Below are 25,355 nucleotides of genomic sequence, written 5' to 3' on the forward strand. Positions count from 1 at the left end.
GTGGGGCGGCGGCACCCTGTGAGGCCACGTCCCGGAGGGGCGGGCAAATCAAGTTGCCCAAGATGGGGCGGCGGCGCCCCGTGAGGCTCACGTCCCGGAAGGGCGGCGCAAATCAAGCCCCGCTTTGGGACGAGACTCGCGGGGTCCGGGGCGGAGCCCCGTGGGCGCAACTTCGCCGGGGCCGGGGGAGCGGTCCCGGTGGAGGCCCGGCAGCGCGTGGCCGACGCCCCCGGAGGGGGCGGGTGGGTGGGAGATGAGCGGAGGAAAGGAGGCAGGCACGGAAAGGAGGCAGGCACGGAGGGGAGAAGAGAACGAAGAGTCGCCCAGCGGCGAGAAACCGCCCGGCGCCCCGGGACGCCGTCACTTCCCGCGGCCCCGTTCGCCCCGGCCTCCGCAGACCTCCCACCCCGGACGGCCCCCGTAGCCCCTGCGCCACCGCCCGGCGCTGCCCGACGCCGCCCCCGCGCCACTGCCCGACGCCGCCCCTGCGCCACCGCCCGGAACTGCCCTGCGCCGCCCCAGTGCCACTGCCCGACGCCGCCCCGCACCACCGCCCGGCGCCGCCCCCGCGCCACCACCCGCGGCGCCGCCCCCACCCCCCCGGTCACCCGCGGAGCACAGCGCGGCCCGCCGATGGGGGAAGTTCGGCGGGCCGCGGTCGTACCGGGTTGGCTCAGTGGACGGAGTGCTCCTCCTGAGGGAACGTTCCGCCGATGACGTCCTCCGCAAACGCCTTCGCCGCGTCGGACATCACGCCCCGCAGATCCGCGTACTGCTTCACGAAGCGCGGCATCTTCCCGCCGGTGAGGCCGAGCGCGTCCGTCCAGACCAGGACCTGCGCGTCCGTACCGGCCCCGGCCCCGATGCCGACGGTCGGGATGTGCAGGGTGCGCGTCACCTCGGCCGCGAGCTCCGCCGGAACCAGCTCCAGGACGACCGCGAACGCCCCCGCGTCCTGGACGGCCTTGGCATCGCGCAGCAACTGCTGCGCCGCCTCCTCGCCGCGCCCCTGGACCCGGTAGCCCTGCGTGTTGACCGACTGTGGAGTCAGTCCGATGTGCGCCATGACCGGGATCCCGGCGTCGACGAGCAGCTTGATCTGGTCGTGCGAGCGCTCGCCGCCCTCCAGCTTCACCGCCCCGACCCCGGCCTCCTTCACCAGCCGCATCGCCGAGCGCAGCGCTTGCGTCGGCCCTTCCTGGTAGGACCCGAAGGGCAGGTCGCCGACGATCAGCGCGCGGGACGTGCCGCGTACCACCGCCGCCGAGAGCAGCACCATCTGGTCGAGGGTGACCGGCACCGTCGTCTCGTACCCGAGGTGACAGTTGCCCGCCGAATCGCCGACCAGCATCACGGGGATGCCTGCCTCGTCGAAGACCGACGCCGTCATCGCGTCGTACGCGGTGAGCATGGGCCACTTCTCGCCCCGCTCCTTGGCGAGGCCGATGTCCCGGACCGTGACCCGCCGCGAGCCCTTGCCCCCGTACAGCACGGTGGACTTCTGGGCGTTCTGCGCGCTCTGGTCGTTCGATGCCTGCTGGGCCTGCTGGGCCTGCTGGATGTTCTGGGTCTTCTGGGTGTTCTGGGCAGCCGAAAGCTCTGTGGGTTGCGTCATCGCAACGGCTCCTTCATGTCGTCTCGAGGCGCCCTGACGGCGTCCCCGGATCGCCTCCATGGTGGCACCGCGTGCCGCCCCCGCGCCAGGCCCCATCCCGATCCCGCGCCAGGCCCCCACCGAACCCGTGCCCCGTCCACGTAAAGCCTCGGCAAGGCTTTCCCCGAGACTTTAAATACGAGACGGTTCCGTATCGGAATTGGTCTAGGGTCGTTCGCATGACCACTCCTGACGCCCCTCAGGACTCCCAGGGTTCCCAGGACTTCCGGGACTCCCAGGGGTCCCGCGTACCCGAGTCCGTGCACCGCCGTCGATGGGTGATCCTCGGCGTGCTCATGCTGAGCCTGCTGATCGTCGTCCTCGACAACTCGATCCTGAACGTCGCGATCAAGACGATCTCGACCCCCGAGCCCATCGGCATCGGCGCCTCGCAGAGCGAGCTCGAGTGGGCCATCAACGCGTACACGCTCGTCTTCGCGGGCCTGCTGTTCACGGCGGGACTGCTCGGCGACCGCATCGGCCGCAAGAAGGTCCTCATCGGCGGCCTCGTCGTCTTCGGCCTCGGCTCCGCGCTCGCCGCGGAGTCCGGCACGCCGGTCCAACTCATCGCGTTCCGCGCGGTGATGGGACTCGGCGCGGCCTTCGTCATGCCGGCCACGCTCGCCGTCCTGATGAACGTCTTCGAGCGGGACGAGCAGCCGAAGGCCATCGGCATCTGGGCCGGCGGCGTCGGGCTCGCCATCGCGATCGGGCCGATCACCGGGGGACTGCTCCTCGACCACTTCTGGTGGGGCTCGGTCTTCCTCGTGAACGTGCCGATCGTGATCATCGCCATCGTGCTGATGCTCGCGCTCGTGCCGGACTCCAGGGACCCGAAACCCGGCCGGGTCGACCTCGTCGGCGTCGTGCTGTCCGTCGTCGGTCTCGTGCTGCTCGTCTACGGGATCATCAAGGGCGGCGACGAGGGCGACTTCACCAGCCCCCAGGTGCTCGCCACCATCGCCGCGGGCCTCGCCGTCCTGGTCGCCTTCGTGCTCTACGAGAAGCGCAGCGACCACCCGTCGTTCGACATCAACTACTTCAAGGACAAGGTGTTCTCGGCCGCCATGGCCGGCATCGCGCTCGTCTTCTTCGCGATGATGGGCGTCACGTTCTTCGCGTCCTTCTACATCCAGAGCGTGCGCGGTTACTCGCCGTTGCAGACCGGCGCGTTCCTGCTGCCGCTCGCCGCCGCCCAGTTGATCTTCGCGCCGCGCGCCCGGCTCGTCGTCGACCGGCTCGGCGTGCGCGTCACCACGACCGGGGGCCTGGTGCTGCTCGCGGCCATGCTCGCCGCGTTCACCCTGCTCGACGAGGACAGCCCGATGTGGATCATGGAGGTCATCTTCTTCTTCATGGGCACGGGCATGGCCCACGTCATGACGCCGACCAGCGTCGTCATCATGCAGTCGCTGCCGCGCGAGAAGGCGGGTTCGGCCTCCGCGCTCAGCAACACCTTCCGTCAGGTCGGCGGCGCGCTCGGTATCGCCGTGCTCGGCTCGGTGCTGTCCACCGCGTACAAGAACGGGATCGAGGACCAGCTGCTGCCGCTGCCCGCCGGACTCCGGGACGCCGCGGGCGCGTCCATCGAGGCCACGCTCGGTGTCGCCGAGAAGCTCGGGCCGCGCGGCGAGGCGCTGGTGGGCGCGGCCAATGACTCCTTCGTGAACGCCATGCACATCACCGCGCTGTGCGGTGCGGGCGTCGCCGTGCTCAGCGCCGTCCTCACCGGCCTGTTCCTGCCGCGCAAGCCCAAGGATCCGCCGGCCGGGCAGAGCGGCGAGCAGCCGGAGAAGGTCGGCGCGGGCCACTGATCCGCCACTGACCTGCTGGTTGAGAGAATGCGCCGGGGCCCGCCACAGCGGCGGGGCCCGGGGCGCGGCGAAAGGCGGAGCGCGGTGGACGCGGGCACGGAACGGGCCGAGGGGCAGACGCGGCGGCGAAGGATCCCCGGGGCCCCGGCGCCTGCCGCCCCCGCGCGCGGCCGTCCGCGCAGCGAGGCCGTCGAGCAGGCGATCATCGAGGGCGTCATCCAACTCCTCGAACAGGGCGTGCCGCTCACCGAGCTGTCCATCGAGCGGATCGCCCGCACCGCAGGCGTCGGCAAGGCCACCATCTACCGGCGCTGGAGCGGCAAGGAGGCACTCTTCGTCGACGTCGTCGCCTCCATCGAGGAACCGGACTCCGAACTGCCCGGCACCTCGATGCGCGACGACCTCGTCCGGATCCTCGAGCACATGCGCAGGCGCGGCCTCAGCATGCGCACCTCCGCCCTGCTGCACAACGTCCTCGCGCAGATGAAGACCCTGCCGAGGCTCTGGGACGCGTACCACGAGCTCGTCGTGGACCCGCGGCGGCGCGCGACGCACGACGTGGTGCGGCGCGGGGTCGCCGACGGGGAGCTGCCGGCCGGTACGGACGTCGAGTTCGCCGCGGATCTGTTCACCGGGCCGATGCTGTTGCGCACGGTCATGCGGTCCGACGCGCCGCTGGCGGAGGACCTGGCCGAGCGGATCGTCGATACGGTGCTGGCGGGGTTGCGCGCCGGTCACTGACGCCGGGCATCCGTGCCGGGTGTCGATGTCAGGTGGCCGATGTGCGGGTTTCGTCACAGCGTCCCTTCCGGGCCGGTCGTACGGAACTCAGCACGCCACCGCGTACGTCACCGTGGTCGTAGAGACGTTGACGTCCGCGCTCGGCAGCGCGGGCGTGACGGAACGGAAAGCCGCTGCTCATCGCCTACTGTTTGGCGGGGGCAGCGGGCACGGCAGGCAGTGAGGCGACGACGGCATGGCGCAGGCGTACAAGGGCGGCGACAGCAGCGGAACCGGGACCACCGGACCCGGGGCCCGGTTCCGGCGTCAGGGCGGCCGACCGCTGGGCGACCGGGGTTACTGGCGGCGCGGCATCGTCCTCGCGGTGCTCGCGATCCTGCTGGCGCTCGTCATGGTGCTGCACGCGCAGATCCCCAACACCGTCGGCAACCTCGGCTCCCTGATCGAGACGTTCCTGCCGTGGCTGGGTGTCTTCATTCCGGTGCTGCTCGTCCTGGGCCTCGTACGGAGGTCGGCGACCGCGGTGATCGCGGTGCTGGCCCCGGCGATCGTCTGGTTCAACCTGTTCGGTGGGCTGCTCACCGACAAGACGGGCAGCGGCGGCGATCTGACCGTCGTCACGCACAACGTGAACGCGGAGAACTCCGATCCGGCGGGCACCGCGAAGGACGTCGCCGCGTCCGGCGCGCAGGTCATCGCGCTGGAGGAGGTGACGGCGCAGGCGCTGCCGTCGTACCAGGATGCGCTCGCGAAGGCCTACCCCTACCACACGGTCCAGGGCACGGTCGGGCTGTGGAGCAAGTACCCGCTCTCCGGCACCCAGGCCGTCGACATCAAGCTGGGCTGGACGCGGGCGCTGCGCACGACCGTCGCGACGCCGCAGGGCAAGGTCGCGGTGTACGTCGCCCATATGCCGTCGGTGCGCGTGAAGCTCAACTCCGGGTTCACCGCCAGCCAGCGCGACAAGAGCGCGGACGCGCTCGGCGAGGCGATCGCCGACGAGCCGATCGAGAAGGTCGTCCTCCTCGGCGACCTGAACGGCACCATGAACGACCGCGCCCTGAACGGGGTCACCGCGCAGATGCGGTCCACGCAGGGCGCGGCGGGCAGCGGCTTCGGGTTCAGCTGGCCGGCCGCGTTCCCGATGGCGCGCATCGACCAGATCATGGTCAAGGGTGTGGAGCCGGTCACGTCGTGGACGCTGCCGGCGACCGGGAGCGACCATCTGCCGATCGCGGCGCGCGTGGACTTGTGACGTTCAGCGGTTCGCCGCTCGTCACGGCGCCTTAACCTCACGGAATAGTCGATGGGCGAGACTTTGTTCCGTACGTAAACTTACGTACCTACCTCCCCCTCGCTACCCGAAAGTTCCTTCATGCCCCTCGCCCTGCTCGCGCTCGCCGTGGGCGCCTTCGGCATCGGCACGACCGAGTTCGTCATCATGGGCCTGCTGCCCAATGTCGCCGACGACCTGCACATATCGATCCCGGATGCCGGACACCTCGTCTCCGCGTACGCGCTCGGTGTGGTCATCGGCGCGCCGCTGCTCGCCGCGGTCACCGCGCGGATGCCGCGCCGCCGCGTCCTCATCGGCCTGATGGCGCTGTTCGTCGTCGGCAACGCGGTCTCGGCGGCGGCCCCCGACTACCACTCGCTCATGCTCGCCCGCTTCGTGAGCGGGCTGCCGCACGGGGCGTTCTTCGGCGTCGGCGCGGTGGTGGCGACGTCCCTCGTCGCGCCGGAACGCAAGGCCCGCTCGGTCTCGCTCATGTTCCTCGGCCTGACCATCGCCAACGTCGTCGGCGTGCCCGCCGCGACGGCGATGGGGCAGCAGCTGGGCTGGCGCGCCACGTTCCTCGCGGTCAGCGCGATCGGGCTCGTCGCGATCGCGGCGCTGCTTGCGCTGGTCCCGGCGGACCACGGCCACGGCGAGACGGCCGCGGGTCTGCGAGGCGAACTGCGCGCCCTGAAGTCCCTCCCGGTCTGGCTCGCGCTCGGCACGACGGTCGCCGGCTTCGGCGCGCTCTTCGCCGCGTACAGCTACATCACGCCGATGCTCACCGACGCGGCGGGCTTCGCGGACGCGTCCGTGACCCTGCTGCTCGCGCTCTTCGGCCTCGGCGCCACCATCGGCAACCTCATGGGCGGCCGCCTCGCGGACCACTCCCTGCGCCGCACGCTGTTCGGCGGCCTGACCTCACTGGCCGTGGTCCTCGCCCTCTTCCCCCTCCTGATGCGTACGGAGTGGAGCGCGGCGCTCGCGGTCTTCCTCCTCGGCATGGCGGCGTTCACGACGGGCTCCCCGCTCCAGCTGATCGTGATGGAGAAGGCCTCCGCGGCCCCCTCCCTCGCCTCGTCCGCCAACCAGGCAGCCTTCAACCTGGCCAACGCCGGCGGCGCCTGGATCGGCGGCCTCACCCTCGCCGCCGGCTTCGCCGTAACCTCCCCGGCCCTCGCAGGCGCAGCCCTCGCCGTCCTCGGCGTGGCCGTCGCCTCGCTCGCGTACGCGGTGGACCGCGGCCGCGCCACGGCCACACCGGGTCGTTTGGTGGCCTCCCATGTCCCGACGGAGCAGGAGACGGTGCGGCGCTGACAGGCGCCGCCAACGGCGCGGCTGAGGGGCGGGACACAGGCGTGTGTCCCGCCCCTCAGTCATGTGCGGTGGTCAGTGCCGGTAGCCCAGGACCGTCATCATGCCCGCCTCCGAGTGGTACACGTTGTGGCAGTGGAGCATCCACAGGCCGGGGTTGTCCGCGTCGAAGTCGGCCGTCAGGGTGCGGTTCGGGAGGACGATCGCCGTGTCCTTGCGGGGGCCGTTCGGCAGGGAGAACGTGTGGCCGTGCAGGTGGACCGGGTGCCACATCGACGTCGAGTTGGCGAAGACCAGGCGGACCCGCTCGCCCGCGCGCACCGGGTAGCGCTCGTCCGGGTCGTACGGCTTCTTGTTGAACGCCCAGTCGTACTTGGCCATCCCGCCGGTCAGCCGGAGCCTGATCGTGCGGTCCGGCTTGCGGGAGGGGAGGGCCACCGAGTCGGCCGGGCGGAGCTTGTCCGCCGTGAGGAGGCGGCCGTCCAGTTCCTTGGGGCGTACGGACGGGGCCGGTGTCGAACCCGAGCCCGAGTCCGTGCGCAGTACCGCAAGGCCCGACGCCTTCTTGCCTTCCGCGAGCGCCGTCAGCGGGAACACCCCGTCGCCCGCCGTGACCAGCACGTCGTACCGCTCGCCCATCCCGAGCAGCAGCGCCTCCGTCTTCGCGTGCCGCACCGGGAAGCCGTCCGTGTGCGTCACCGTCATCTCGTGGCCGCCGAGCGCGACGCGGAACGCCGTGTCACCGCCCGCGTTGACGAACCGGATCCGGATTCGGTCGCCGGGGCGGGCCTTGAACGATGAAGGGGCCGCGGGCGTACGGCCGTTGACGAGGTAGTGCGGGTACTTCACGTCACCCGCGTCGCCGCCCAGGAGGTCGCTCTTCGCGCCCATCATCATGCGGGACGGCCCCTTCATCGAGGGGCCCTCCATCGAGGGTGCGGGGGACGACTCCCCGGAGTGCATCGACGTGCCCTCCATCCCCGGCATGTCGTGGCCGGAGTGGCCGCCGTCCGAACTGCCGGAGCCGTCCCCGTGGTCCATCCCCGAGCGCAGCTCCTTCAGCACCGCGTCCGGCGTCGAGCCGGCCACCCCGTCGACCCAGTCGTCGAGGACGACCACCCACTCCTTGTCGTAGGAGAGGGGTTCCCTCGGGTCCTCCACGATCAGTGGCGCGTACAGGCCGCGGTCCTGCTGCGTGCCCGAGTGCGGGTGGAACCAGTACGTGCCGGGGTGCGCGACCTTGAAGCGGTACGTGAAGTCGGCGCCGGGTGCCACGGACTTCTGGGTCAGGCCCGGTACGCCGTCCATGTCGTTGCGCAGCGCGATGCCGTGCCAGTGCATCGACGTGGGCTCGGGGAGGTGGTTGGCGAGGGTGAGGGCGAGGGTGTCGCCGGCCGTGACCCTGACCTCCTTGCCGGGCAGATCGCCGCCGTACGACCAGGACTTGACGGTGCGGCCGCCCAGGTCGAGCCGGGTCGCGGCGGCCGTGAGCCGGACCTCGCGGACCCGGCCGCCCCCAGAGCGCTTCCGTTCGGCGGCGGCGACTTCCTCGCCCGCCGGGTCGACGTAGCCGCCGCCGGATGCGGATCCGGACGCGCCGTGGCCGTTGTGGCCGGGCGAAGCGCCGGGGGAGCAGGCGGCCAGGGCTCCTGTGCCGGCGGCGGCGATCGCCGCCCCAAGCAAGGTGCGCCGGGCCGGGGCATGCGGAAGGGACTGCTTGCGCATGGGTGAGTACCTCAACTGTCGGTAACTGTCGGTGTTGATGGGTGTGGTGCGATTCAGGCGCGCGAAACCGTGCGCAGGCCTAAATGCGCAGCACCGACAGCCGGGAGAGGAGTCCTCGGGGAGGTGGCGGGTTGGGTCGCTGGGCGAAGGAGAGTCCGCGGGCGCGCGGTCCCGGAGCCGCCGCCACGAGCAGCGGGCGCAGCACCGCCGCCGTCAGCAACAGCAGCGTGAACGAGCCGAGCACCGCCAGGCATACGTTCAGCGGATCCATGCCGCCGTGGCCGGGGGAGTCGGGGCGCTCGTGAACCGTGGCGGCGGAGCCGTGCGGGGAACCGAGCTCGGCCATCGCGACGTGCGCGCTCCCCATCGGCATCGCCCCGTCGCGCCCCGCCGAATGCCCCGACGGATGCCCCGACGGATGCCCCGACGGATGCCCCAACGTATGCATCACCACGATCCCGAAGAGCAGCGCCGCGAACAGCAGCAACCGCTGCCACCGCCCCGTGCCGCTCCTCGTCCTCGCCATGCCCGCACCCTACCCCCTACCGGTATCCCGCGACGTGCGCCCTCCCCGCCCCGAGCCGATCATGAGCCCATGACGACAACGGACAATTCGGGGCACGGGGAATCGGTGGAATCGGTCGCGCCGGACGACGGCACCCGCCGGCAGTTCATTTCCTGGGTCACCCTCGGCCTGATGACCACGGCCTCCGTCGCCAGCCTGCGGCCCTCGCCCTCCATGGCGCTGTACGGACTCGCCGCGGTCTTCCTCTACCTGCTCCCGGCCGTCGTCTTCCTGCTGCCCACCGCCCTCGTCGGCGCCGAACTGGCCTCCGGCTGGACCGGCGGCATCTACCGCTGGGTCAGCGAGGCGCTCGGCAAGCCGCTCGGGTTCATCGCCGTGTGGTGCCAGTTCGCCATGACCATCGCGTACTACCCGAGCCTGCTCGCCTACGTGGCGTCCACCTTCGCGTACGTCATCCACCCGAGCCTCGCCGAGAACGGCCTGTACGTCGCGATCTGCATCGTCGTCCTGTACTGGGCCGGTGTGTACGTGAGTTCGCGCGGGACGAAGACCATCGCCGGCCTGTCGTCCCTCGGGCTCATCATCGGCACGCTCATCCCCGGCGTCGTGCTCGTCGTGCTCGGGATCGTCTTCCTCGGGCAGGGCAACCCGTCCGCCGCCCCCATGGACTCGAGCCACTGGCTGCCGCCGTGGACGGGCCTCGCCAGCCTCGTGCTCATCGTCAACAACTTCCTGTCCTACGCGGGCATGGAGATGAACGGTGTGCACGTGTCGTCGCTGCGCAGCCCGCGCGCCGAGTACCCGCGCTCGATCTTCCTCGCCACCGGACTCGTACTCCTGATCTTCATCCTGCCCGCCCTCGCGATCAGCTGGGTCATGCCCGCGAAGCAACTCAGCCTGACCGCAGGCCTTATGCAGGCGTTCCAGGCGTTCTTCGACCACTTCGGGGTCGGCTGGATGACGAGGATCGTCGGCGTGATGCTGGTGTGCGCGGCGCTCGGCGGCATGCTGACGTGGCTCGCGGGGCCGGCCAAGGGGCTCGTGCTGCTGTCCCGGCAGGAGGGGTATCTGCCGCCGGTCCTACAGAAGTTCAACAAGTACGGCGTGCCGCAGAACGTGATGATCGCCCAGGGCGTGCTCACGACGCTCATCGGCGTCCTCTACGCGTTCAGCGACAACGTCTCCAGCCAGTACTGGATGTTCTCCGTCATCACGATCCAGATCTATCTGGTCGCGTATCTGCTGATGTTCGTGGCCGTGGTGCGGCTGCGGCGCTCGCAGCCGGACGTGCCGCGCGGCTTCGTCGTCCCGGCCGTCACCGCCGTCGCGGGCATCGGGTTCGTGGCCTCGGTGCTCGCGCTCGTGATCGGCTTCGTACCGCCGGACCAGTACGACACCGGGCCGCTGTGGCGCTATCTGCTGATCGTCGGTGGCGGTCTGCTCGTCCTCGGCGTCGCGGCGCCGGTCGCGTTCCTCAAGTTCCGCAAGCCGAGCTGGATCCACCCGGACCACCGCGACCCGGCGATCGGCTCGGAGTCCTGAGCCCCGGCGGCGAGGTGAGCGCCCACCCGCCGCCGGGACGTCCTTCGGTCAGCGGCGGTACGAGTTCACGTAACCCGGAGCCGGCGAGCCGACCCCCGTCACGTCGTCATAGCCCCTGACTGCCTTCAGCGAGGCGTCCTTGCCGAGGCTGCGCACCGAGGTGAGCAGGCCCTCCGACGCGTCGTAGCTGTTCGCGAAGTCGACGCGCGCCACGGCGAGGTCCTTGCCCTTGGGCTGGTCCACCACGTCGTGGTACTTGGCCGAACCGTACCGGTCGTAGATCGCCGGGTTGGCGAAGCCGAGCGGCTTGCCGCCGCCGGTCTGCTGCGCGAGCGCCTGCACACCGGCGACCACGGGCGCGGCGAGCGAGGTGCCGCCGATGCGGTACTCGTCGTAGCCCTGCGTGCCGTCGGGCAGCGTCTGCGTCTGGCCCACCAGGAAGCCGGTGTTCGGGTCGGCGATGGCGGAGATGTCCGGGACGACGCGGTGCGTGCCGCCGTTCGCCTTCGCCAGCGCGTCCGGCACGACGCCCTTCTGGTAGTCGGGCTGGGCGACCGTCTTGCTGGTGCCGCCGCCCGCGCCCGAGTTGTACGCGCCCGGGAAGTCGGTCCAACTCTTGCCGTCCGCCGCCAAGTTGGACTTCAGCGTGCCCCAGCCGGTCTCCCACTGGTACTTGTCGCCCTTGCCGACGGCGAGCGAGGTGCCGCCGACCGCCGTCACCCACGCCGAGTTGGCGGGCGTGTCGACCTGCTTCGTACCCGTCGACGCGACGTTGTCGCCGTTGTCGCCGGAGGAGAAGTAGAAGCCGATGCCCTCGACGGCGCCCAGCTGGAACACCTGGTCGTACGCGGCGGCCAGCTCGGGGGTCTGGTTGGCCTCGATGTCGCCCCAGGAGTTGGAGACGATGTCGGCGAGGTGGTCGTCGACGACCTTGCCGAGCGAGTCGAGCAGATCGTCGTCGTAGCAGGAGGCCGCGCCCACGTACGTGATGTCGGCGGCCGGGGCCATCGCGTGCACGGCCTCGACGTCGAGGGTCTCCTCGCCGTACCAGCCGGCCGCGTCGCACTCCTCGGTCTTCGTGTACGTCTTCGGCAGCACCTGCTTCAACTGCCGTGTGTTGTACGGCGCGTCACCGTGCTTCTTCGCGTACGTCGCCGCGTCCTTGGCGATGGTCGGCGAGGCGTACGCGTCGGTGATCGCGACCTTCACACCCTTGCCGGTCGCCTTGCCGGCGCCGTACGCGGCGCGCAGCTGCTTGCCGGTGTAGCCCTTCGGGGCGTACGGGACCTTGGTGCCGTACGCGTCCGGGAGCGTGGTCGCGGTCTTGGATCCGTAGTACGTGGAGAACGGGCCCGCGTTGCGGAACACGGCGCTCGGCGGCGGCAGCTCGTCCTGCTTCGTCGCCTTGTGCGGGGCGCTGTCCAGGCCGGTCACCGTGAGCACGGCGCCGTCGAGGGATGCGGGCACGGAGGCGGCGCCGGACGGGGCGCGGTAGGTGTGCCCGCCCTTGGTGTAGTCGTGCAGCTGGGTGCCGAAGGCCTTCTCGATGGCGGCCACGTCGCCCGACACGGAGAGGTAGTGCGTGGTGGAGCCGGTCACGGTCAGGCCTGCGGACTTCAGCCAGGCCGTGACCTCGGATATCTGCTCTTTCGTCGCCCCGAAGCGGCTGCGCGCCTCCTTGGCGCTCAGATACTTCTGGTACTGCGCGGACGACGGGTCGGCCACGGACTTCGCGTACGAGGCGAGGCCCTTCGCGTCCCGGCCGGCGAGGTAGACGCGCGCGCCGACCTTGCCGCTGTCCGTGGTGTCGCCCTTGTCGGCGGCGCCGGTGGCCCACAGCGGCTTGGTGCCGGAGAGGGTGTCGCGGCTCGGCTGGGCGTGGGCGGGCGCGGCGAGGGCGAGGGCGCCGGCGAGCAGCGGAAGGGTGGCCGCGATGCTCAGGCCTGCCCGGGTGCGGCGTGTGCCGCGGTTGGATCTCATGTGGTCCCCCCTGGATAGAGGTGCTGGAGACGCCGAGGTGCATGTGTAATGCACACGAAGAAAAGCCCACTCTTGCCAACAACCGTTCACGCGGGGGAAATGAGACGATCAAGAAGACGTCAAGTCGGCTCAACTACGGTCGCGATAGGCCGATTTGGGCGCATCAGGGGGCGGTCCGCCGCCCGTCGTGCGGTGCCGCGTCGGCCGCCGGGTGGCACGGCCCGGAAGGCGGGCACTATGACCCTGGGGTGTTCGACAGGCACTATGAACACATCACCGGCCGGTCAGTGACGATCAAGGTCGGCAACGCGTCGGAAACGGTCGTGTGGTGGGATGTGACCAGGCCCTCTGGGCGGCGTGGGAGCAGCAGGCCTGACCAGCAAGGATGGGTGGAAGCGAGAGATGGACAAGCAGCAGGAATTCGTGCTCCGTACCCTTGAGGAGCGCGACATCCGGTTCGTACGTCTGTGGTTCACGGACGTGCTGGGCTTCCTCAAGTCGGTGGCCGTGGCTCCGGCCGAGCTGGAACAGGCGTTCGACGAGGGTATCGGCTTCGACGGCTCGGCGATCGAGGGCTTCGCCCGGGTCTACGAGTCCGACATGATCGCCAAGCCGGATCCGGGCACCTTCCAGGTCCTGCCGTGGCGGGCGGAGGCCCCCGGCACGGCGCGCATGTTCTGCGACATCCTGATGCCCGACGGCTCGCCGTCCTTCGCCGACCCGCGCTACGTCCTGAAGCGGGCCCTGGCCAAGACCTCGGACCTCGGCTTCACCTTCTACACCCACCCCGAGATCGAGTTCTTCCTGCTCAAGGACAAGCCGCTGGACGGCACCCGCCCGGTGCCCGCGGACACCTCCGGCTACTTCGACCACACCCCGCAGAACGTGGGCATGGACTTCCGCCGCCAGGCGATCACCATGCTCGAGTCGATGGGCATCTCGGTCGAGTTCAGCCACCACGAGGGTGCGCCGGGCCAGCAGGAGATCGATCTCCGCTACGCGGACGCGCTCTCCACGGCGGACAACATCATGACGTTCCGCCTGGTCATGAAGCAGGTGGCGCTGGAGCAGGGCGTCCAGGCCACCTTCATGCCGAAGCCGTTCTCGGAACACCCGGGCAGCGGCATGCACACGCACTTGTCGTTGTTCGAGGGCGACAGGAACGCCTTCTACGAGTCGGGCTCCGAGTACCAGCTCTCCAAGGTCGGCCGCTCCTTCATCGCGGGCCTGCTGAAGCACGCCGCCGAGATCTCCGCGGTCACCAACCAGTGGGTGAACTCCTACAAGCGCATCTGGGGCGGCTCGGAGCGCACGGCGGGCGCCGGCGGCGAGGCCCCGTCCTACATCTGCTGGGGCCACAACAACCGCTCGGCCCTCATCCGCGTACCGATGTACAAGCCCGGCAAGACGGGCTCGGCCCGCGTCGAGGTCCGCTCCATCGACTCGGGCGCGAACCCCTACCTCACCTACGCGGTCCTCCTCGCGGCCGGCCTCAAGGGCATCGAAGAGGGCTACGAACTCCCTCCGGGCGCCGACGACGACGTCTGGGCCCTCTCCGACGCGGAACGCCGCGCGATGGGCATCGAGCCGCTTCCCCAGAACCTCGGCGAGGCGATCACCCTGATGGAACGCTCAGAACTGGTCGCGGAAACCCTCGGCGAACACGTCTACGACTTCTTCCTCCGGAACAAGAAGCAGGAGTGGGAGGAGTACCGCAGCGAGGTCACGGCGTTCGAGCTGCGGAAGAACTTGCCGGTGCTGTAGGGCGCCGTACTGCACCACGACGAACGGGCCGGGGTTTCCCCCGGCCCGTTCGTTCTGCCTTGTCGGCCCGCTGTGTCAGGAGCGCTTGCAGAGGCGGTAGATGCCGTACGAGATGCCGAGGATGATGTCGACGACCGCCCACAGGGCGAGGACCAGGACCAGGCCGATGGCGGTGCCCACGTCGCCGGCGTCCTTGCAGGTCTGGGCGTCGAGGGTGCCGCAGTCGCCGGAACCGCCGCTGTTCGCGCCCGCGATCATCCACACCAGGAACAGGGCCTGGACCGCCAGGAAGAACCAGAGGAAGACGCGGCGCTTCTTCTTGGGCCGGTCGGCCGGGGCTTCCTGCTGCGGCGGGACCGGGGCCTGCGGCTGGGGGCGTGGTCGAACGTCCTGAGGTCGTGGCGGCTACAGGGTGTCCCGCAGCGGCACAGCGGAGCGTTTGCGGTATTCCTGGATGGCCCAGCCGTTGCCGTCCGGGTCCGTGAAGTGCATGAAGGTGCCGCCGTCGTCGGGGGCGTACTGGATCGGTTCCGAGACGTCGAGGCCGCGGGAGCGGAGCTCTTCGTGGGCCGCCTTGATGTCGGTGACGCACAGTTGCATGCCGTGGTACGTGCCGGGGGTCGCCGTGCCCGTGGGGCTCGGGATGCCGGAGGCGAGGGCGATCGAGCAGCCGGATCCCGGGGGCGTGAGCTGGACGATGCGGGCGCCCGGCATCACTTCGGCGTCGATGTCGCAGTGGAAGCCGACCTTGTCGACGTAGAAGGCCTTGGCGCGGTCGATGTCCGAGACCGGGATGGTGAGCACTTCCAGGGTCATGTCCATGGACGTAACGGTAGGGGTGAATTGTCGGTTCCGGCCCACCGGCGCCGGGTGGTCACTCGAATTGCCAGCGGGTCTGGGTGAACTCCTCGCCCTTGCCGAAGCCGAAGACCGTGCTCGGGGTGACTGAGAAGACGAGCGAGGGGCCTTCTTGGCCTTGGAATGCGCCGTCGGTGCGGACCTCGAAGTGCCAGGCCGGGCCGTATTTCTCCTCCCAGGCCTTGGCGAGGGCGTGCAGGCGTTCCGGCTCCGTGACTCGTGTCGCCGGACCCTCCACCACCACGTCGAAGCCCGCCGCCCAGGTGTTCGTGCCGGTGGTGAGGACGACGTGCGGGTTCTCGGCGAGGTTGAGTGACTTGCGTTCGTGCGCGCCGGTCGTGAAGTGGAGGGCTCCGTCCTGCCAGAGGGCGAGGAGGGGTGTGACGTGGGGGCGGCCGTCGGGGCGCACCGTGGAGATCCAGAAGAGTTCGGCGCCGGTCAGTAGCTTTTCGGCTGCCGCCCACGAGGTGGGTTCGGCGCCGGGGGAGCTGTAGCGCGGGTCGATCGACGTGTGCGGCGTGCCGGTGCGGGCGTCGTGCGGCATCGTGGGCGGTCCTCTCCGTGTACGGGGCCACTCGTACACGAGTGGGGACCTGCCGCGGTCGCACAACTCATCGGCGCAGCCCGGAGCGCAGTAGGCTCAAGGCCACCGTTGATCGAACAGGAGGCCGGGCAATGACGTCGGTGCCGCACGAAGGGGGAGGGTGGACGGGCGGCCGCAGAAGCAGCACCTTCACCCGGCTGCTGCGACTCGGCTTCACCGATCCGTCCACCGCCGAGCGACTGCTCGACGCCCCCGCCCTGTCCGCCGTGCGCTCCGACCCGCTGCTCCTGGACGCGCTCGGCGGCGCCGCCGACCCGGACCTGGCGCTCCTCGGCCTCGTCCGGCTGGTCGAGGCGCAGGAGGACGAGACGGCGCGGCGCGAGCTGCTCGACACGCTCGTCGCGGCGAAGCCGCTGCGCGACCGACTGCTCGGCGTGCTCGGCTCCTCCGAGGCGCTCGCCGACCACCTGGCCCGGCACTCCAAGGACTGGCGGGCCCTCGTCACGTACGAGTCGGGCGATCTGCACCCCGGCGTGGAGGAATTCGAGCAGGGGCTCGCCGAGGCCACCGACGAGGTGTCGCTGCGCGTCGCCTACCGGCGCTGCCTGCTGTCCATCGCCGCCCGCGACGTGTGCGGCACGACCGACATCACCGAGACCGCCGCCGAACTCGCCGACCTGGCGACGGCGACGCTGCGCGCGGCCCTCGCCATCGCCCGCGCGGCGTCTCCCGCCGACGCCACGCTGTGCCGGCTCTCCGTGATCGCGATGGGCAAGTGCGGTGGCCATGAGCTGAATTACGTATCCGATGTCGACGTCATCTTCGTCGGGGAGCCCGCCGACGGGGCCGCCGACGAGGGGAAGGCGATCCAGGCCGCCACCCGGCTCGCCTCGCACATGATGCGGATCTGCTCCGACACGACGGTCGAGGGCACCATCTGGCCCGTCGACGCCAATCTGCGGCCGGAAGGGCGCAACGGCCCGCTCGTACGCACCCTGTCCTCGCACCTCGCCTACTACCAGCGCTGGGCCAAGACCTGGGAGTTCCAGGCGCTGCTCAAGGCCCGCCCGGTCGCCGGCGACCTGGAACTCGGCGAGGAGTACGTCGCAGCCGTGTCGCCGATGGTGTGGCAGGTGTCCGAGCGGGACAACTTCGTGCCCGACGTGCAGAAGATGCGCAAGCGGGTCGTGGCCAACATCCCGCCGGGGGAGAAGGACCGGGAGCTGAAGCTCGGGCCCGGCGGTCTGCGCGACGTCGAATTCGCCGTCCAGCTGCTGCAGTTGGTGCACGGCCGCTCGGACTCCGCGCTGCGCAGCAGTACGACCCTGAAGGCGCTCGCCGCACTCGCCGACGGCGGATACGTGGGCCGGGTCGACGCCGTGCAGCTCGACGACGCCTACCGCTTCCTGCGCACCCTCGAACACCGCATCCAGCTCTACAAGTTGCGGCGCACCCACCTGGTGCCGGAGGACGATGCCGACCTGCGCCGCATCGGCCGCTCGATGGGCATGCGCACCGAACCCATCACGGACCTCAAGCGGGCCTGGCGGCGGCACACATCCGTCGTCCGCCGACTGCACGAGAAGCTGTTCTACCGGCCGCTGCTCGACGCCGTCGCCCAACTCGCCCCCGGCGAGACCAGGTTGCGCGCCGACGCCGCCCGCGAGCGCCTCGTCGCACTCGGCTACGCCGACCCGAGCGCCGCGATGCGCCACCTGGAGGCGCTGGCCTCCGGCGTCAGCCGCAAGGCCGCCATCCAGCGGACGCTGCTCCCGGTGCTGCTCGGCTGGTTCGCGGATTCGGCGGACCCCGACGCGGGGCTCCTCAACTTCCGCAACGTGTCGGACGCGTTGGGCAAGACGCCCTGGTATCTGCGGCTGCTGCGCGACGAGGGCGCGGCCGCCGAGAACCTGGCGCGGATCCTGTCCGCAGGGCGCCTCGCGCCCGACCTCCTCATGCGCGCCCCCGAATCGGTGGCGCTGCTCGGCGACGAGCGGGGCCTGGAGCCGCGCGGGCACGCCCAGTTGGAGCAGGAGGCGCTCGCGGCGGTGCGGCGCGCGGACACCGGTGAGCAGGCGGTCACCTCGGCGCGCGCGGTGCGCCGCCGCGAGCTGCTGCGCACGGCGGCCGCCGACATCATCGCCTCGTACGGCACCGAGGACACGCCCGCGGTCGCCGACCAGGGTGCCCTGGTGGACCAAGTGGGCTCCGCCGTATCGGACTTGACGGCCGCCACGCTCGCCGGGACGCTGCGCGCCGTGGTCCGCGACGGCTGGGGCGACACCCTGCCCACCCGCTTCGCCGTCATCGCCATGGGTCGCTTCGGCGGGCACGAGCTGAGCTACGGCTCCGACGCCGACGTGCTGTTCGTGCACGAACCCCGCGAGGGCGTCGACGACCACGAGGCCGCGCAGGCCGCCAACAAGGTCGTCTCCGAGATGCGCCGGCTCCTCGCCCTGCCGAGCGCCGATCCGCCGCTGCTCATCGACGCGGACCTGCGCCCCGAGGGCAAGTCGGGCCCGCTGGTGCGCACGCTCAAGTCCTACGAGGCGTACTACCGCCGCTGGTCCCTGGTCTGGGAGTCACAGGCGCTGCTGCGGGCCCAATACGTGGCCGGGGACGAGGAGTTGGGTCGGTCGTTCATCGACCTGATCGACCCGCTGCGCTACCCCGCCGAAGGCCTCGGCGACGACGCCGTACTGGAGATCCGCCGCCTCAAGGCCCGCATGGAGTCGGAGCGGATGCCGCGCGGCGCCGACCCCACGCTCCACACAAAACTGGGCCGCGGGGGCCTGTCCGACGTCGAATGGACGGTGCAGCTGCTCCAGCTGAGGCACGGCTGGGTGGAACCGGGTCTGCGGACGACCCGCACCCGCGAGGCCCTCGCCGCCGCGTGCGCCGCCGAACTGATCCCCACCGAGGACGCGGCGATCCTCGACGAGGCGTGGGTCCTTGCCGCGCGCGTGCGCAACGCGGTGATGCTGGTGCGGGGCAGGCCCGGCGACACGTTTCCCTCGGACGGGCGTGAACTCGGCGCGGTCGGGCGGTACTTGGGGTACGACCCCGGGCACGTCGGGGACATGCTCGACGACTATCGGCGTACGACGCGGCGGGCGCGGGCCGTGATGGAGGAGCGGTTCTACGGCGGGTGACGGTGCCGGGTGCCGGGCGCCGCGTGGCGGGGGCGTGGCGGGGCCGTGGTGGGGGCCTCGCGTAGCGCCTGCCCGGCGCCGGGGTGCCGCCTTGCCCACCCTGCCGCCCCTGGCGGCAGATTGCCCAAGGCGGCGGGGCCCAGTGGCGGAGCGGACGGCTCGGTTACGCCACCTTCGCCGACGTCGTCTCCGACAGCCACGGCAGACCCGAAGGCCCCCGGTGGGCGAGCGCCATCGCCGCGGCCGTCCGCTCGTCGTCGGGGGCATGCTTGCGCTGGAGCGCGCCGAAGGGGTGGGCGTCGTCGCCCGGAGCCGCCACCCTCGCGCCTGCCGCGCCCTTGCGTACCGCTGCCGTTGCCGTTGACCGTGCCATGAAACCGGCCCTCCGTCCGTACCGTCGAGGTCTGGACCTCCGACGATCCCCTCGGACGGGCCGCGACGGCAGATGCCATCGGTCGTGAACCCGCGGGACGAAGGTCCCGACGCCCTACGCGACCCCTACACGGGCCCTACGCGTCCAGCAGCACCCGGCACCGCGCCACGAACCCGGTGAGCGCCAGCTCGAACGCCGCGTCCGTGCGCCCCTCGAGTCCGGCGCCCAGGGCTCGTTCGAGCAACGGGGTCAGGCCCTCCTCCGTCGGCTCCCACATCGTGTCGGGCGCCGCCATGTCCAGCGCCGAACCGAGCACCATGTTGTCCAGGGCAATGATCACCGGCATCACGTCCGGCAGCGCGAACCCCGCGTCGAGCAGCAGCGCCACCGCCAGCTCGTACTGCGCGAGGACCCGGGGCGCCCGCACCGGGTGGGTCGTCAGGAGCGGGATCGCCTTGGGGTGCGCGGCGAACGCGGCACGGTAGGAGCGGGCCCACCCGGCGATCGCCTCGTCCCACGGGAGGCCCGAGGTCAGCGGCGTCTCGTCGATCGCGGAGCAGATCCGCTCGCGCAGCAGCTCCACGATGCCGTCGCGGCCCTCCACGTGGTGGTAGAGCGAACCCGCCTGCACGCCGAGCCTGCGCGCCACCTGCGGGACGCTGAACTCGCCGTTCTCGTCGACGATGCCGAGCGCCGCCGTGGTGATCCGCTCCCGGTCGAGGAGGGGTGTGCGCGGCCGCCCCATCCAGGTCCCTCCTCAGTGGCTCCACAAAATCGGGTCTTCCCGTATGCCCAACGGGAGGCTACATTGCGAAAACCGAAAGCCTTTAGATTTACGCCCGTCCGCCGCAGTGCGGGCCGTCCTCCAGAGGGGCTTCCTGCCGCATGCCCGTGACCTCCCCGAAGACGAAGACGCAAACGAAGACGAGGACGAAGACCGCACCGCCGAGCGCGCCGACCGGCCTTCGCACAGGCACCCTCGGCACCTCCGACATCGCGTTCTTCGTGATCTCCGCCGCCGCCCCGCTCACCGTCATGGCGGGCGTCGCGCCCATCGCCATCTCCCTCGGCGGCGTCGGAGCGCCCGCCGGATACCTGCTCGCCGGCATCACCCTCGCCGTCTTCGCCATCGGCTTCACCACGATGAGCCGCCACGTCACCGGCGGCGGCGCCTTCTACTCGTACATCGCGCAGGGCCTCGGCAAACCGGCCGGAATCGGGGCGGCGCTGCTCGCGATGGTCGGCTACAACGGCATGGAGATCGGCGTCTACGGGCTCCTCGGCTCGGCGACCCAGGACACCGTGCACTCCCTGTTCGGCGCGGACGTGCCCTGGCTGCCGGTCTCCCTCGTGGGCCTGGTCCTGATCTGGTACGGCGGCTTCCGCTCGATCGACTTCGGCGCCAAGCTCCTCGGCGTCCTGCTGGTCGCGGAGACGGGCATCCTGATCCTGCTCGCGGGCGGCGTGCTCCTCAAGGGCGGCGCGCACGGCCTGTCCCTGGCCTCCTTCGCGCCCGGCAACGTCCTCGTGCCCGGCACGGCCGCCGTCCTCGCCTTCGCGTTCGCCGCGTTCACCGGGTTCGAGTCGACCGTCATCTATCGGCGCGAGGCCCGCGACCCGGACCGCACCGTGCCCCGCGCCACGTACATCGCGGTCGCGTTCCTCGGCCTCTTCTACGCGTTCACCGTCTGGATCGCCATCCAGTCCTTCGGCGACGCGGCCGTCGTCAAGGCGGCCGGCAGCGACCCGGCGAACCTCTTCTTCACCGCGATCACCACGTTCGTCGGTGGCTGGGCGGCGGACCTGATGCACGTCTTCATCGTCACCAGCGTCATCGCCTCGCTCCTCGCCTTCCACAACGCGATCAACCGGTACGCCCTCGCCCTCGCCGACGAGGGCGTCCTGCCGCGCGCCGTCGCCCGCATCCACCCCAAGCACCGTTCCCCGTACGTCGCCGGGCTCGCGCAGACGGTGCTCGGCGCGGTCGTCGTGCTCGGCTTCTGGGCGGCCGGGGCGGACCCGTACGACCAGCTCCTCCTGTGGGTCAACACCCCTGGAATGCTGGGCCTGATGGCCCTTCAACTCCTCGCGGCGCTCGCGGTCCCGTTCTTCTTCCGACGGATCACGCACCAGGAGGGCGCGCTGCGGACGGTCGTCGCCCCGGTCGTCGCGACGCTGCTCCTGGCGGTGGCGATCGGGCTGGTCGCCACACACATCGACCTGTTCACGGGCGCGTCCCCCTTGGTCAACTGGATCCTCCTGGCAGTGGCCCCGGCAGTCTTCGTCCTGGGCCTGGCCCTGGCATGGCGTCTACGCCGCTCCCGCCCGGAGGTCTACGCCCGTTTCGGCAATTAGGGGCGCGGGGCTGTGTCGATTTGCGGCTCCGCCGCGGGGCGCAAACCCGGCCACAGCAAGAACCGCACTCGCCGACGCGACAGTAGTCGGCACCCGCAACAGCGCGACCAGAAACGGAGTCACCCGCACCATGCCATCCGCCGACCTCCTCCTCACCAACACCCACATCCGCACCCTCGACCCCACCCGGCCGGAGGCAACCGCCCTGGCCGTGGCCGGAGGCCGTATCGCGGCGGTCGGTGACACGGACGAACTCGTACGGGACTGGCAGGGCCCCGGCACCGAACGGCTCGACCTCGCCGGCGCCCACGTGATGCCCGGCCTCGTCGACTCCCACAGTCACCCCGTCTGGGGCCTGGAGATGGCGACCGGCGTCGATCTCAGCGGCGTACAGGACCTCGACGCACTCCGGGCCGCCCTGCGCACAGCAGACCGGCTCGGCGGGTGGGTCGTCGGGTGGGGGCTCGACCACAACGCCTTCGAGGGGCGGCCCATCCACCGCGAGCTGATCGAGGACGTGCTCGGCGGCGCGCCCGCCTTCCTGCGGCTGTACGACGGCCACTCCGCGCTGGTCAGCGGCGCCGCCCTGGACGCCGCCGGGATCACCGGGCCGCGGTCGTTCGACCAGCGGGCCGAGGTCGTCTGCGACGGCGAGGGGCGGCCCACCGGGTACCTCGTCGAGCACGCCGCCATGGACCTGGTGTACGAGGTCGCGCCCCGGGCCTCGGACCAGGACCGCCGCGCCGGACTCGTCGAGCTGCTGAGCACGATGGCCGCCACCGGCCTTACCGGAGCGCACGTCATGGACGGGTCTGGGCTCGACCTGCTCGCCGCCGTGGAGGAGGAGACGGATCTGCCGCTGCGGCTCACCGTCTCGCCCTGGTGCATGCCGGGGGTGGACGAGGCCGGGCTCGACGAGCTCGTCGAGTTGCAGAAGCGGGGTGGGCGGCGCTGGACGGTCGGCGGCGTCAAGTTCTTCATGGACGGCACCGTCGAGGGCGGCACCGCCTGGCTGGAGCACGCCGACTGCCACGGCCAGGGCACCGACGCGTTCTGGCCGGACCCGGCCGCGTACAGCGAGGCCGTACGTCACCTGCACGCGGCCGGTGTGCGCACCGCGACGCACGCCATCGGCGACGCCGCCGTCCGGCACGCCCTCGACACCATCGAGGCGCTCGGGGAGAGCGGCCGGGGCGCGCACCGGATCGAGCACATCGAGTCCGTGCCCGACGACACGATCCCGCGGTTCGCCGCGCTCGGCGTCGCCGCGTCGATGCAGCCGCCGCACACCGCGTACACGAAGGGCGACCACAGCGACGAGTGGTCCAAGCGGCTCGGCGACGCGCGCGCCGCCCGCGCCTGGCGCACCCGTGACCTGCGGGACGCGGGCGCCGTCCTCGCGCTCGGCTCGGACTGGCCGATCGCCCACTACGACGCCCGGAAGGTGCTCGCCATGGCGCGCGTGCCGGAGGGCGCGGCCGGGCCCGCACAGGGGCTCACCGGCCTCGAAGCGCTGGAGGGCGTCACCTCGCACGCGGCGATCGCCGCGGGTCGGGCGGCGGAAGGCGGCCGGATCGCGGTCGGCCTGCGCGCGGACCTCACCGTGCTCGGCCTCGACCCGGTCACCGCCCCCGCGGACGAGGTCGCCGAGGCCCCCGTCGTCCTCACCGTGACGGACGGCCGGATCACGCACCGGGGCGCCTGAGCCCAGAGGAACGGGGGCGCTCGACGCCCCCGTTCCCTACGCCTTGACCGGCACCAGTGGTGGTGCCACAAGACGCGGCAGCGCATACGGCAGCGCCCCGTACCAGGCCCGCGCCACCGCGAACCCGAACGCCAGGCACAGCACGCCGCCCACCGCGTCCAGCCAGAAGTGGTTCGCGGTCGCCACGATGACCACCAGGGTCAGCGCCGGGTACGCGAGCCCGAGGACCCGCACCCACGGCACCGAGGCGAGCGCGAAGATCGTCATGCCGCACCACAGCGACCAGCCGATGTGCATCGACGGCATCGCCGCGTACTGGTTCGACATGTTCTTCAGGTTGCCCGAGGCCATCGAGCCCCAGGTCTGGTGCACCGCGACGGTGTCGACGAAACCGCCGCCGCTCATCAGCCGCGGCGGCGCCAGCGGATAGAAGTAATAACCGACGAGGGCGACCGCCGTCGTCGCGAACAGCGCGAGACGGGTCGCCGCGTAGCGGCCGGGATGGCAGCGGAACAGCCACACCAGGACGCCCAGCGTGATGACGAAGTGCAGTGTCGCGTAGTAGTAGTTCATGCCGACGATGAGCCAACTCACCGAATTCGCGGCATGGTTGACTGCCTGCTCGACGGCGATACCGAGGCTGTGCTCGGCCCGCCAGATCCAGTCGGCATTGCGCAGCGCCTGTGCCTTCTGCTCCGGGACCGCGTTGCGGATCAGGGAGTACGTGTAGTAACTCACCGCGATCAGCAGGATCTCGAACCAGAGTCGCGGACGCCGCGGCGCCCGAAGGCGACGCCCCGCGCGGTCTTCCGCGATGGGTGACGGTGTGGCCCCTTTTCGGCCTTCACGTGTCGTCACGGTCGTTTCACCCATAGGCACAGAGTCTGCCAGATTCCGACCCCCCGACCGATCATCCCTTGGGCGGGTCACGGGCGCACCCGCTACGCCCTACGGACGAGGCCGAACCCCTACGGACACCGCTGCTGACGCGGCCGTGGACCCCCGCACCACCAGCTCCGGCATGAACACGAATTCGCTCGGCGGCGCGGGCGTGCCGCCCACCTCTTCGAGCAGCGTGTGCACCGCCGCCTGACCCATCGCGTGCACCGGCTTGCGGATCGTGGTCAGCGGCGGATCGGTGAACGCGATCAGCGGAGAGTCGTCGAAACCGACCACGGAGACGTCCTTCGGCACGTCCATGCCGCGCTCGCGCACCGCCCTGATCGCGCCGAGCGCCATCATGTCGCTCGCGCAGACCACCGCGGTGCAGCCCCGGTCGAGCAGCGCGGAGGTCGCGGCCTGCCCACCCTCCAGGGTGTAGAGGGAGTGCTGCACGAAGTCGTGCTCGATCTGGTCCTCGGGCAGGTCGAGCCGCTCCGCCATCGTGCGTACGAAGCCCTCGATCTTCCGCTGTACGGGGACGAAGCGGCGCGGACCCACGGCCAGGCCGATGCGGGTGTGGCCGAGCGAGAGCAGATGCGTCACAGCGAGCCGGGACGCGGCCCGGTCGTCCGGCGAGATGAAGGGCGCCGCGACCGCCGGCGCGTACCCGTCGACGAGTACGAAGGGGACACCCTGGCCGCGGAGACGTTCATAGCGCTGCGGGTCGGCGGTGGTGTCGGCGTGCAGCCCGGAGACGTAGATGATGCCGCTGACGTCGCGGTCGACGAGCATCTCCGTGAGCTCGTCCTCGGTGGAGCCGCCGGGGGTCTGGGTGGCCAGGACGGGCGTGTAACCCTGCCTGGTCAGGGCCTGCACCACGACCTGGGCGAGCGCGGGGAAGATCGGGTTCTCGAGTTCCGGGGTGATCAGTCCTACGAGGCCCGCGCTGCGCTGCTTGAGGCGCACGGGGCGCTCGTAGCCGAGCACGTCGAGGGCGGCGAGGACGGACTGGCGGGTGGCCGCGGCGACCCCCGCCTTCCCGTTGAGCACACGGCTGACGGTCGCTTCGCTGACCCCCGCCTGTGCTGCGATGTCGGCAAGGCGTGCGGTCACGGGACGCGACCTTACCCGTCACTCGCCGCATTGCCCA

Annotated in this window: 20 protein-coding genes; 9 read left to right on the forward strand and 11 right to left on the reverse strand. The window is 71.1% G+C overall.

The window, feature by feature from the left end:
* Nucleotides 1–673 precede the first annotated feature (673 nt).
* Entirely contained in the window at nucleotides 674–1,561 is an 888-nt protein-coding gene (gene panB, locus OG746_RS29820) for a 3-methyl-2-oxobutanoate hydroxymethyltransferase (protein WP_524540542.1), read from the reverse strand.
* Nucleotides 1,562–1,833: 272 nt separating this feature from the next.
* On the opposite strand from panB, the gene OG746_RS29825 reads away from it, so the two are divergent.
* The 4 genes from OG746_RS29825 to OG746_RS29840 all read left to right on the forward strand — a co-directional run bounded on the left by OG746_RS29825 (nucleotide 1,834) and on the right by OG746_RS29840 (nucleotide 6,802).
* Complete coding sequence (locus tag OG746_RS29825; protein ID WP_524540494.1) at nucleotides 1,834–3,468, forward strand: MFS transporter; 1,635 nt, start codon at nucleotides 1,834–1,836, stop codon at nucleotides 3,466–3,468.
* Nucleotides 3,469–3,552: 84 nt separating this feature from the next.
* A complete protein-coding gene (locus OG746_RS29830) occupies nucleotides 3,553–4,209 on the forward strand; it encodes a TetR/AcrR family transcriptional regulator (protein ID WP_371590771.1) in 657 nt (218 codons plus the stop codon).
* A gap of 235 nt (nucleotides 4,210–4,444) precedes the next feature.
* Nucleotides 4,445–5,464, forward strand: coding sequence for an endonuclease/exonuclease/phosphatase family protein (locus OG746_RS29835; RefSeq protein WP_266720290.1), 1,020 nt, complete (start codon nucleotides 4,445–4,447; stop codon nucleotides 5,462–5,464).
* A gap of 120 nt (nucleotides 5,465–5,584) precedes the next feature.
* Nucleotides 5,585–6,802, forward strand: coding sequence for an MFS transporter (locus OG746_RS29840; RefSeq protein WP_266720292.1), 1,218 nt, complete (start codon nucleotides 5,585–5,587; stop codon nucleotides 6,800–6,802).
* A gap of 72 nt (nucleotides 6,803–6,874) precedes the next feature.
* Here OG746_RS29840 and OG746_RS29845 read toward each other — a convergent pair whose 3' ends face one another.
* Together OG746_RS29845 and OG746_RS29850 are read right to left on the reverse strand one after the other, a co-directional pair.
* Nucleotides 6,875–8,524 (reverse strand): multicopper oxidase family protein, encoded by a 1,650-nt coding sequence (locus OG746_RS29845; protein WP_266720294.1) that lies wholly within the window; start codon nucleotides 8,522–8,524, stop codon nucleotides 6,875–6,877.
* Between the two features lie 79 nt (nucleotides 8,525–8,603).
* The gene (locus OG746_RS29850) at nucleotides 8,604–9,050 is read right to left on the reverse strand and encodes a DUF6153 family protein (protein WP_266720296.1); all 447 of its coding nucleotides are present in this window, start codon (nucleotides 9,048–9,050) and stop codon (nucleotides 8,604–8,606) included.
* Between the two features lie 69 nt (nucleotides 9,051–9,119).
* Here OG746_RS29850 and gadC point away from each other — a divergent pair, with 69 nt between their 5' ends.
* Complete coding sequence (gadC, locus tag OG746_RS29855; protein WP_266720298.1) at nucleotides 9,120–10,592, forward strand: glutamate/gamma-aminobutyrate antiporter GadC; 1,473 nt, start codon at nucleotides 9,120–9,122, stop codon at nucleotides 10,590–10,592.
* A gap of 48 nt (nucleotides 10,593–10,640) precedes the next feature.
* Here gadC and OG746_RS29860 read toward each other — a convergent pair whose 3' ends face one another.
* Nucleotides 10,641–12,572 carry a S53 family peptidase gene (locus OG746_RS29860; protein ID WP_266720300.1) on the reverse strand — a complete coding sequence of 644 codons (1,932 nt, stop codon included), beginning with the start codon at nucleotides 12,570–12,572 and terminating at the stop codon, nucleotides 10,641–10,643.
* A gap of 402 nt (nucleotides 12,573–12,974) precedes the next feature.
* Here OG746_RS29860 and glnA2 point away from each other — a divergent pair, with 402 nt between their 5' ends.
* On the forward strand, nucleotides 12,975–14,336 hold the full coding sequence (glnA2, locus tag OG746_RS29865; RefSeq protein ID WP_266720302.1) for a gamma-glutamylpolyamine synthetase GlnA2: 1,362 nt from the start codon (nucleotides 12,975–12,977) through the stop codon (nucleotides 14,334–14,336).
* A gap of 75 nt (nucleotides 14,337–14,411) precedes the next feature.
* On the opposite strand, the gene OG746_RS29870 is transcribed toward glnA2, so the two are convergent.
* From OG746_RS29870 to OG746_RS29880, 3 genes are all read right to left on the reverse strand, one after another.
* Nucleotides 14,412–14,594, reverse strand: coding sequence for a hypothetical protein (locus OG746_RS29870; RefSeq protein WP_266720304.1), 183 nt, complete (start codon nucleotides 14,592–14,594; stop codon nucleotides 14,412–14,414).
* 147 nt (nucleotides 14,595–14,741) lie between these two features.
* Complete coding sequence (locus OG746_RS29875; RefSeq protein WP_266720306.1) at nucleotides 14,742–15,158, reverse strand: VOC family protein; 417 nt, start codon at nucleotides 15,156–15,158, stop codon at nucleotides 14,742–14,744.
* A 52-nt stretch (nucleotides 15,159–15,210) separates the two neighbouring features.
* The gene (locus OG746_RS29880; RefSeq protein WP_266720308.1) at nucleotides 15,211–15,738 is read right to left on the reverse strand and encodes a pyridoxamine 5'-phosphate oxidase family protein; all 528 of its coding nucleotides are present in this window, start codon (nucleotides 15,736–15,738) and stop codon (nucleotides 15,211–15,213) included.
* Between the two features lie 131 nt (nucleotides 15,739–15,869).
* Between OG746_RS29880 and OG746_RS29885 the strand changes: the two genes are divergently transcribed.
* Entirely contained in the window at nucleotides 15,870–18,890 is a 3,021-nt protein-coding gene (locus OG746_RS29885; protein WP_266720310.1) for a bifunctional [glutamine synthetase] adenylyltransferase/[glutamine synthetase]-adenylyl-L-tyrosine phosphorylase, read from the forward strand.
* A gap of 163 nt (nucleotides 18,891–19,053) precedes the next feature.
* On the opposite strand, the gene OG746_RS29890 is transcribed toward OG746_RS29885, so the two are convergent.
* Together OG746_RS29890 and OG746_RS29895 are read right to left on the reverse strand one after the other, a co-directional pair.
* Nucleotides 19,054–19,263: a hypothetical protein gene (locus tag OG746_RS29890; RefSeq protein WP_266720312.1), complete on the reverse strand. Its 210-nt coding sequence runs from the start codon at nucleotides 19,261–19,263 to the stop codon at nucleotides 19,054–19,056.
* A 136-nt stretch (nucleotides 19,264–19,399) separates the two neighbouring features.
* Nucleotides 19,400–20,008, reverse strand: a complete 609-nt coding sequence (locus tag OG746_RS29895) for a TetR/AcrR family transcriptional regulator (RefSeq protein WP_266720314.1) — start codon at nucleotides 20,006–20,008, stop codon at nucleotides 19,400–19,402.
* A gap of 140 nt (nucleotides 20,009–20,148) precedes the next feature.
* Between OG746_RS29895 and OG746_RS29900 the strand changes: the two genes are divergently transcribed.
* Both OG746_RS29900 and OG746_RS29905 read left to right on the forward strand, forming a co-directional pair.
* The gene (locus tag OG746_RS29900; protein WP_266720316.1) at nucleotides 20,149–21,618 is read left to right on the forward strand and encodes an APC family permease; all 1,470 of its coding nucleotides are present in this window, start codon (nucleotides 20,149–20,151) and stop codon (nucleotides 21,616–21,618) included.
* A 130-nt stretch (nucleotides 21,619–21,748) separates the two neighbouring features.
* The gene (locus OG746_RS29905) at nucleotides 21,749–23,323 is read left to right on the forward strand and encodes an amidohydrolase (protein ID WP_266720318.1); all 1,575 of its coding nucleotides are present in this window, start codon (nucleotides 21,749–21,751) and stop codon (nucleotides 23,321–23,323) included.
* A gap of 36 nt (nucleotides 23,324–23,359) precedes the next feature.
* Here OG746_RS29905 and OG746_RS29910 read toward each other — a convergent pair whose 3' ends face one another.
* A complete protein-coding gene (locus OG746_RS29910; protein ID WP_266720320.1) occupies nucleotides 23,360–24,196 on the reverse strand; it encodes a phosphatase PAP2 family protein in 837 nt (278 codons plus the stop codon).
* Nucleotides 24,197–24,271: 75 nt separating this feature from the next.
* Nucleotides 24,272–25,318, reverse strand: a complete 1,047-nt coding sequence (locus OG746_RS29915) for a LacI family DNA-binding transcriptional regulator (RefSeq protein WP_266720322.1) — start codon at nucleotides 25,316–25,318, stop codon at nucleotides 24,272–24,274.
* Nucleotides 25,319–25,355: the final 37 nt, after the last annotated feature.

Origin of the sequence: Streptomyces sp. NBC_01016, from assembly GCF_026341035.1 — a bacterium.
Taxonomy (GTDB): Bacteria; Actinomycetota; Actinomycetes; order Streptomycetales; family Streptomycetaceae; genus Streptomyces.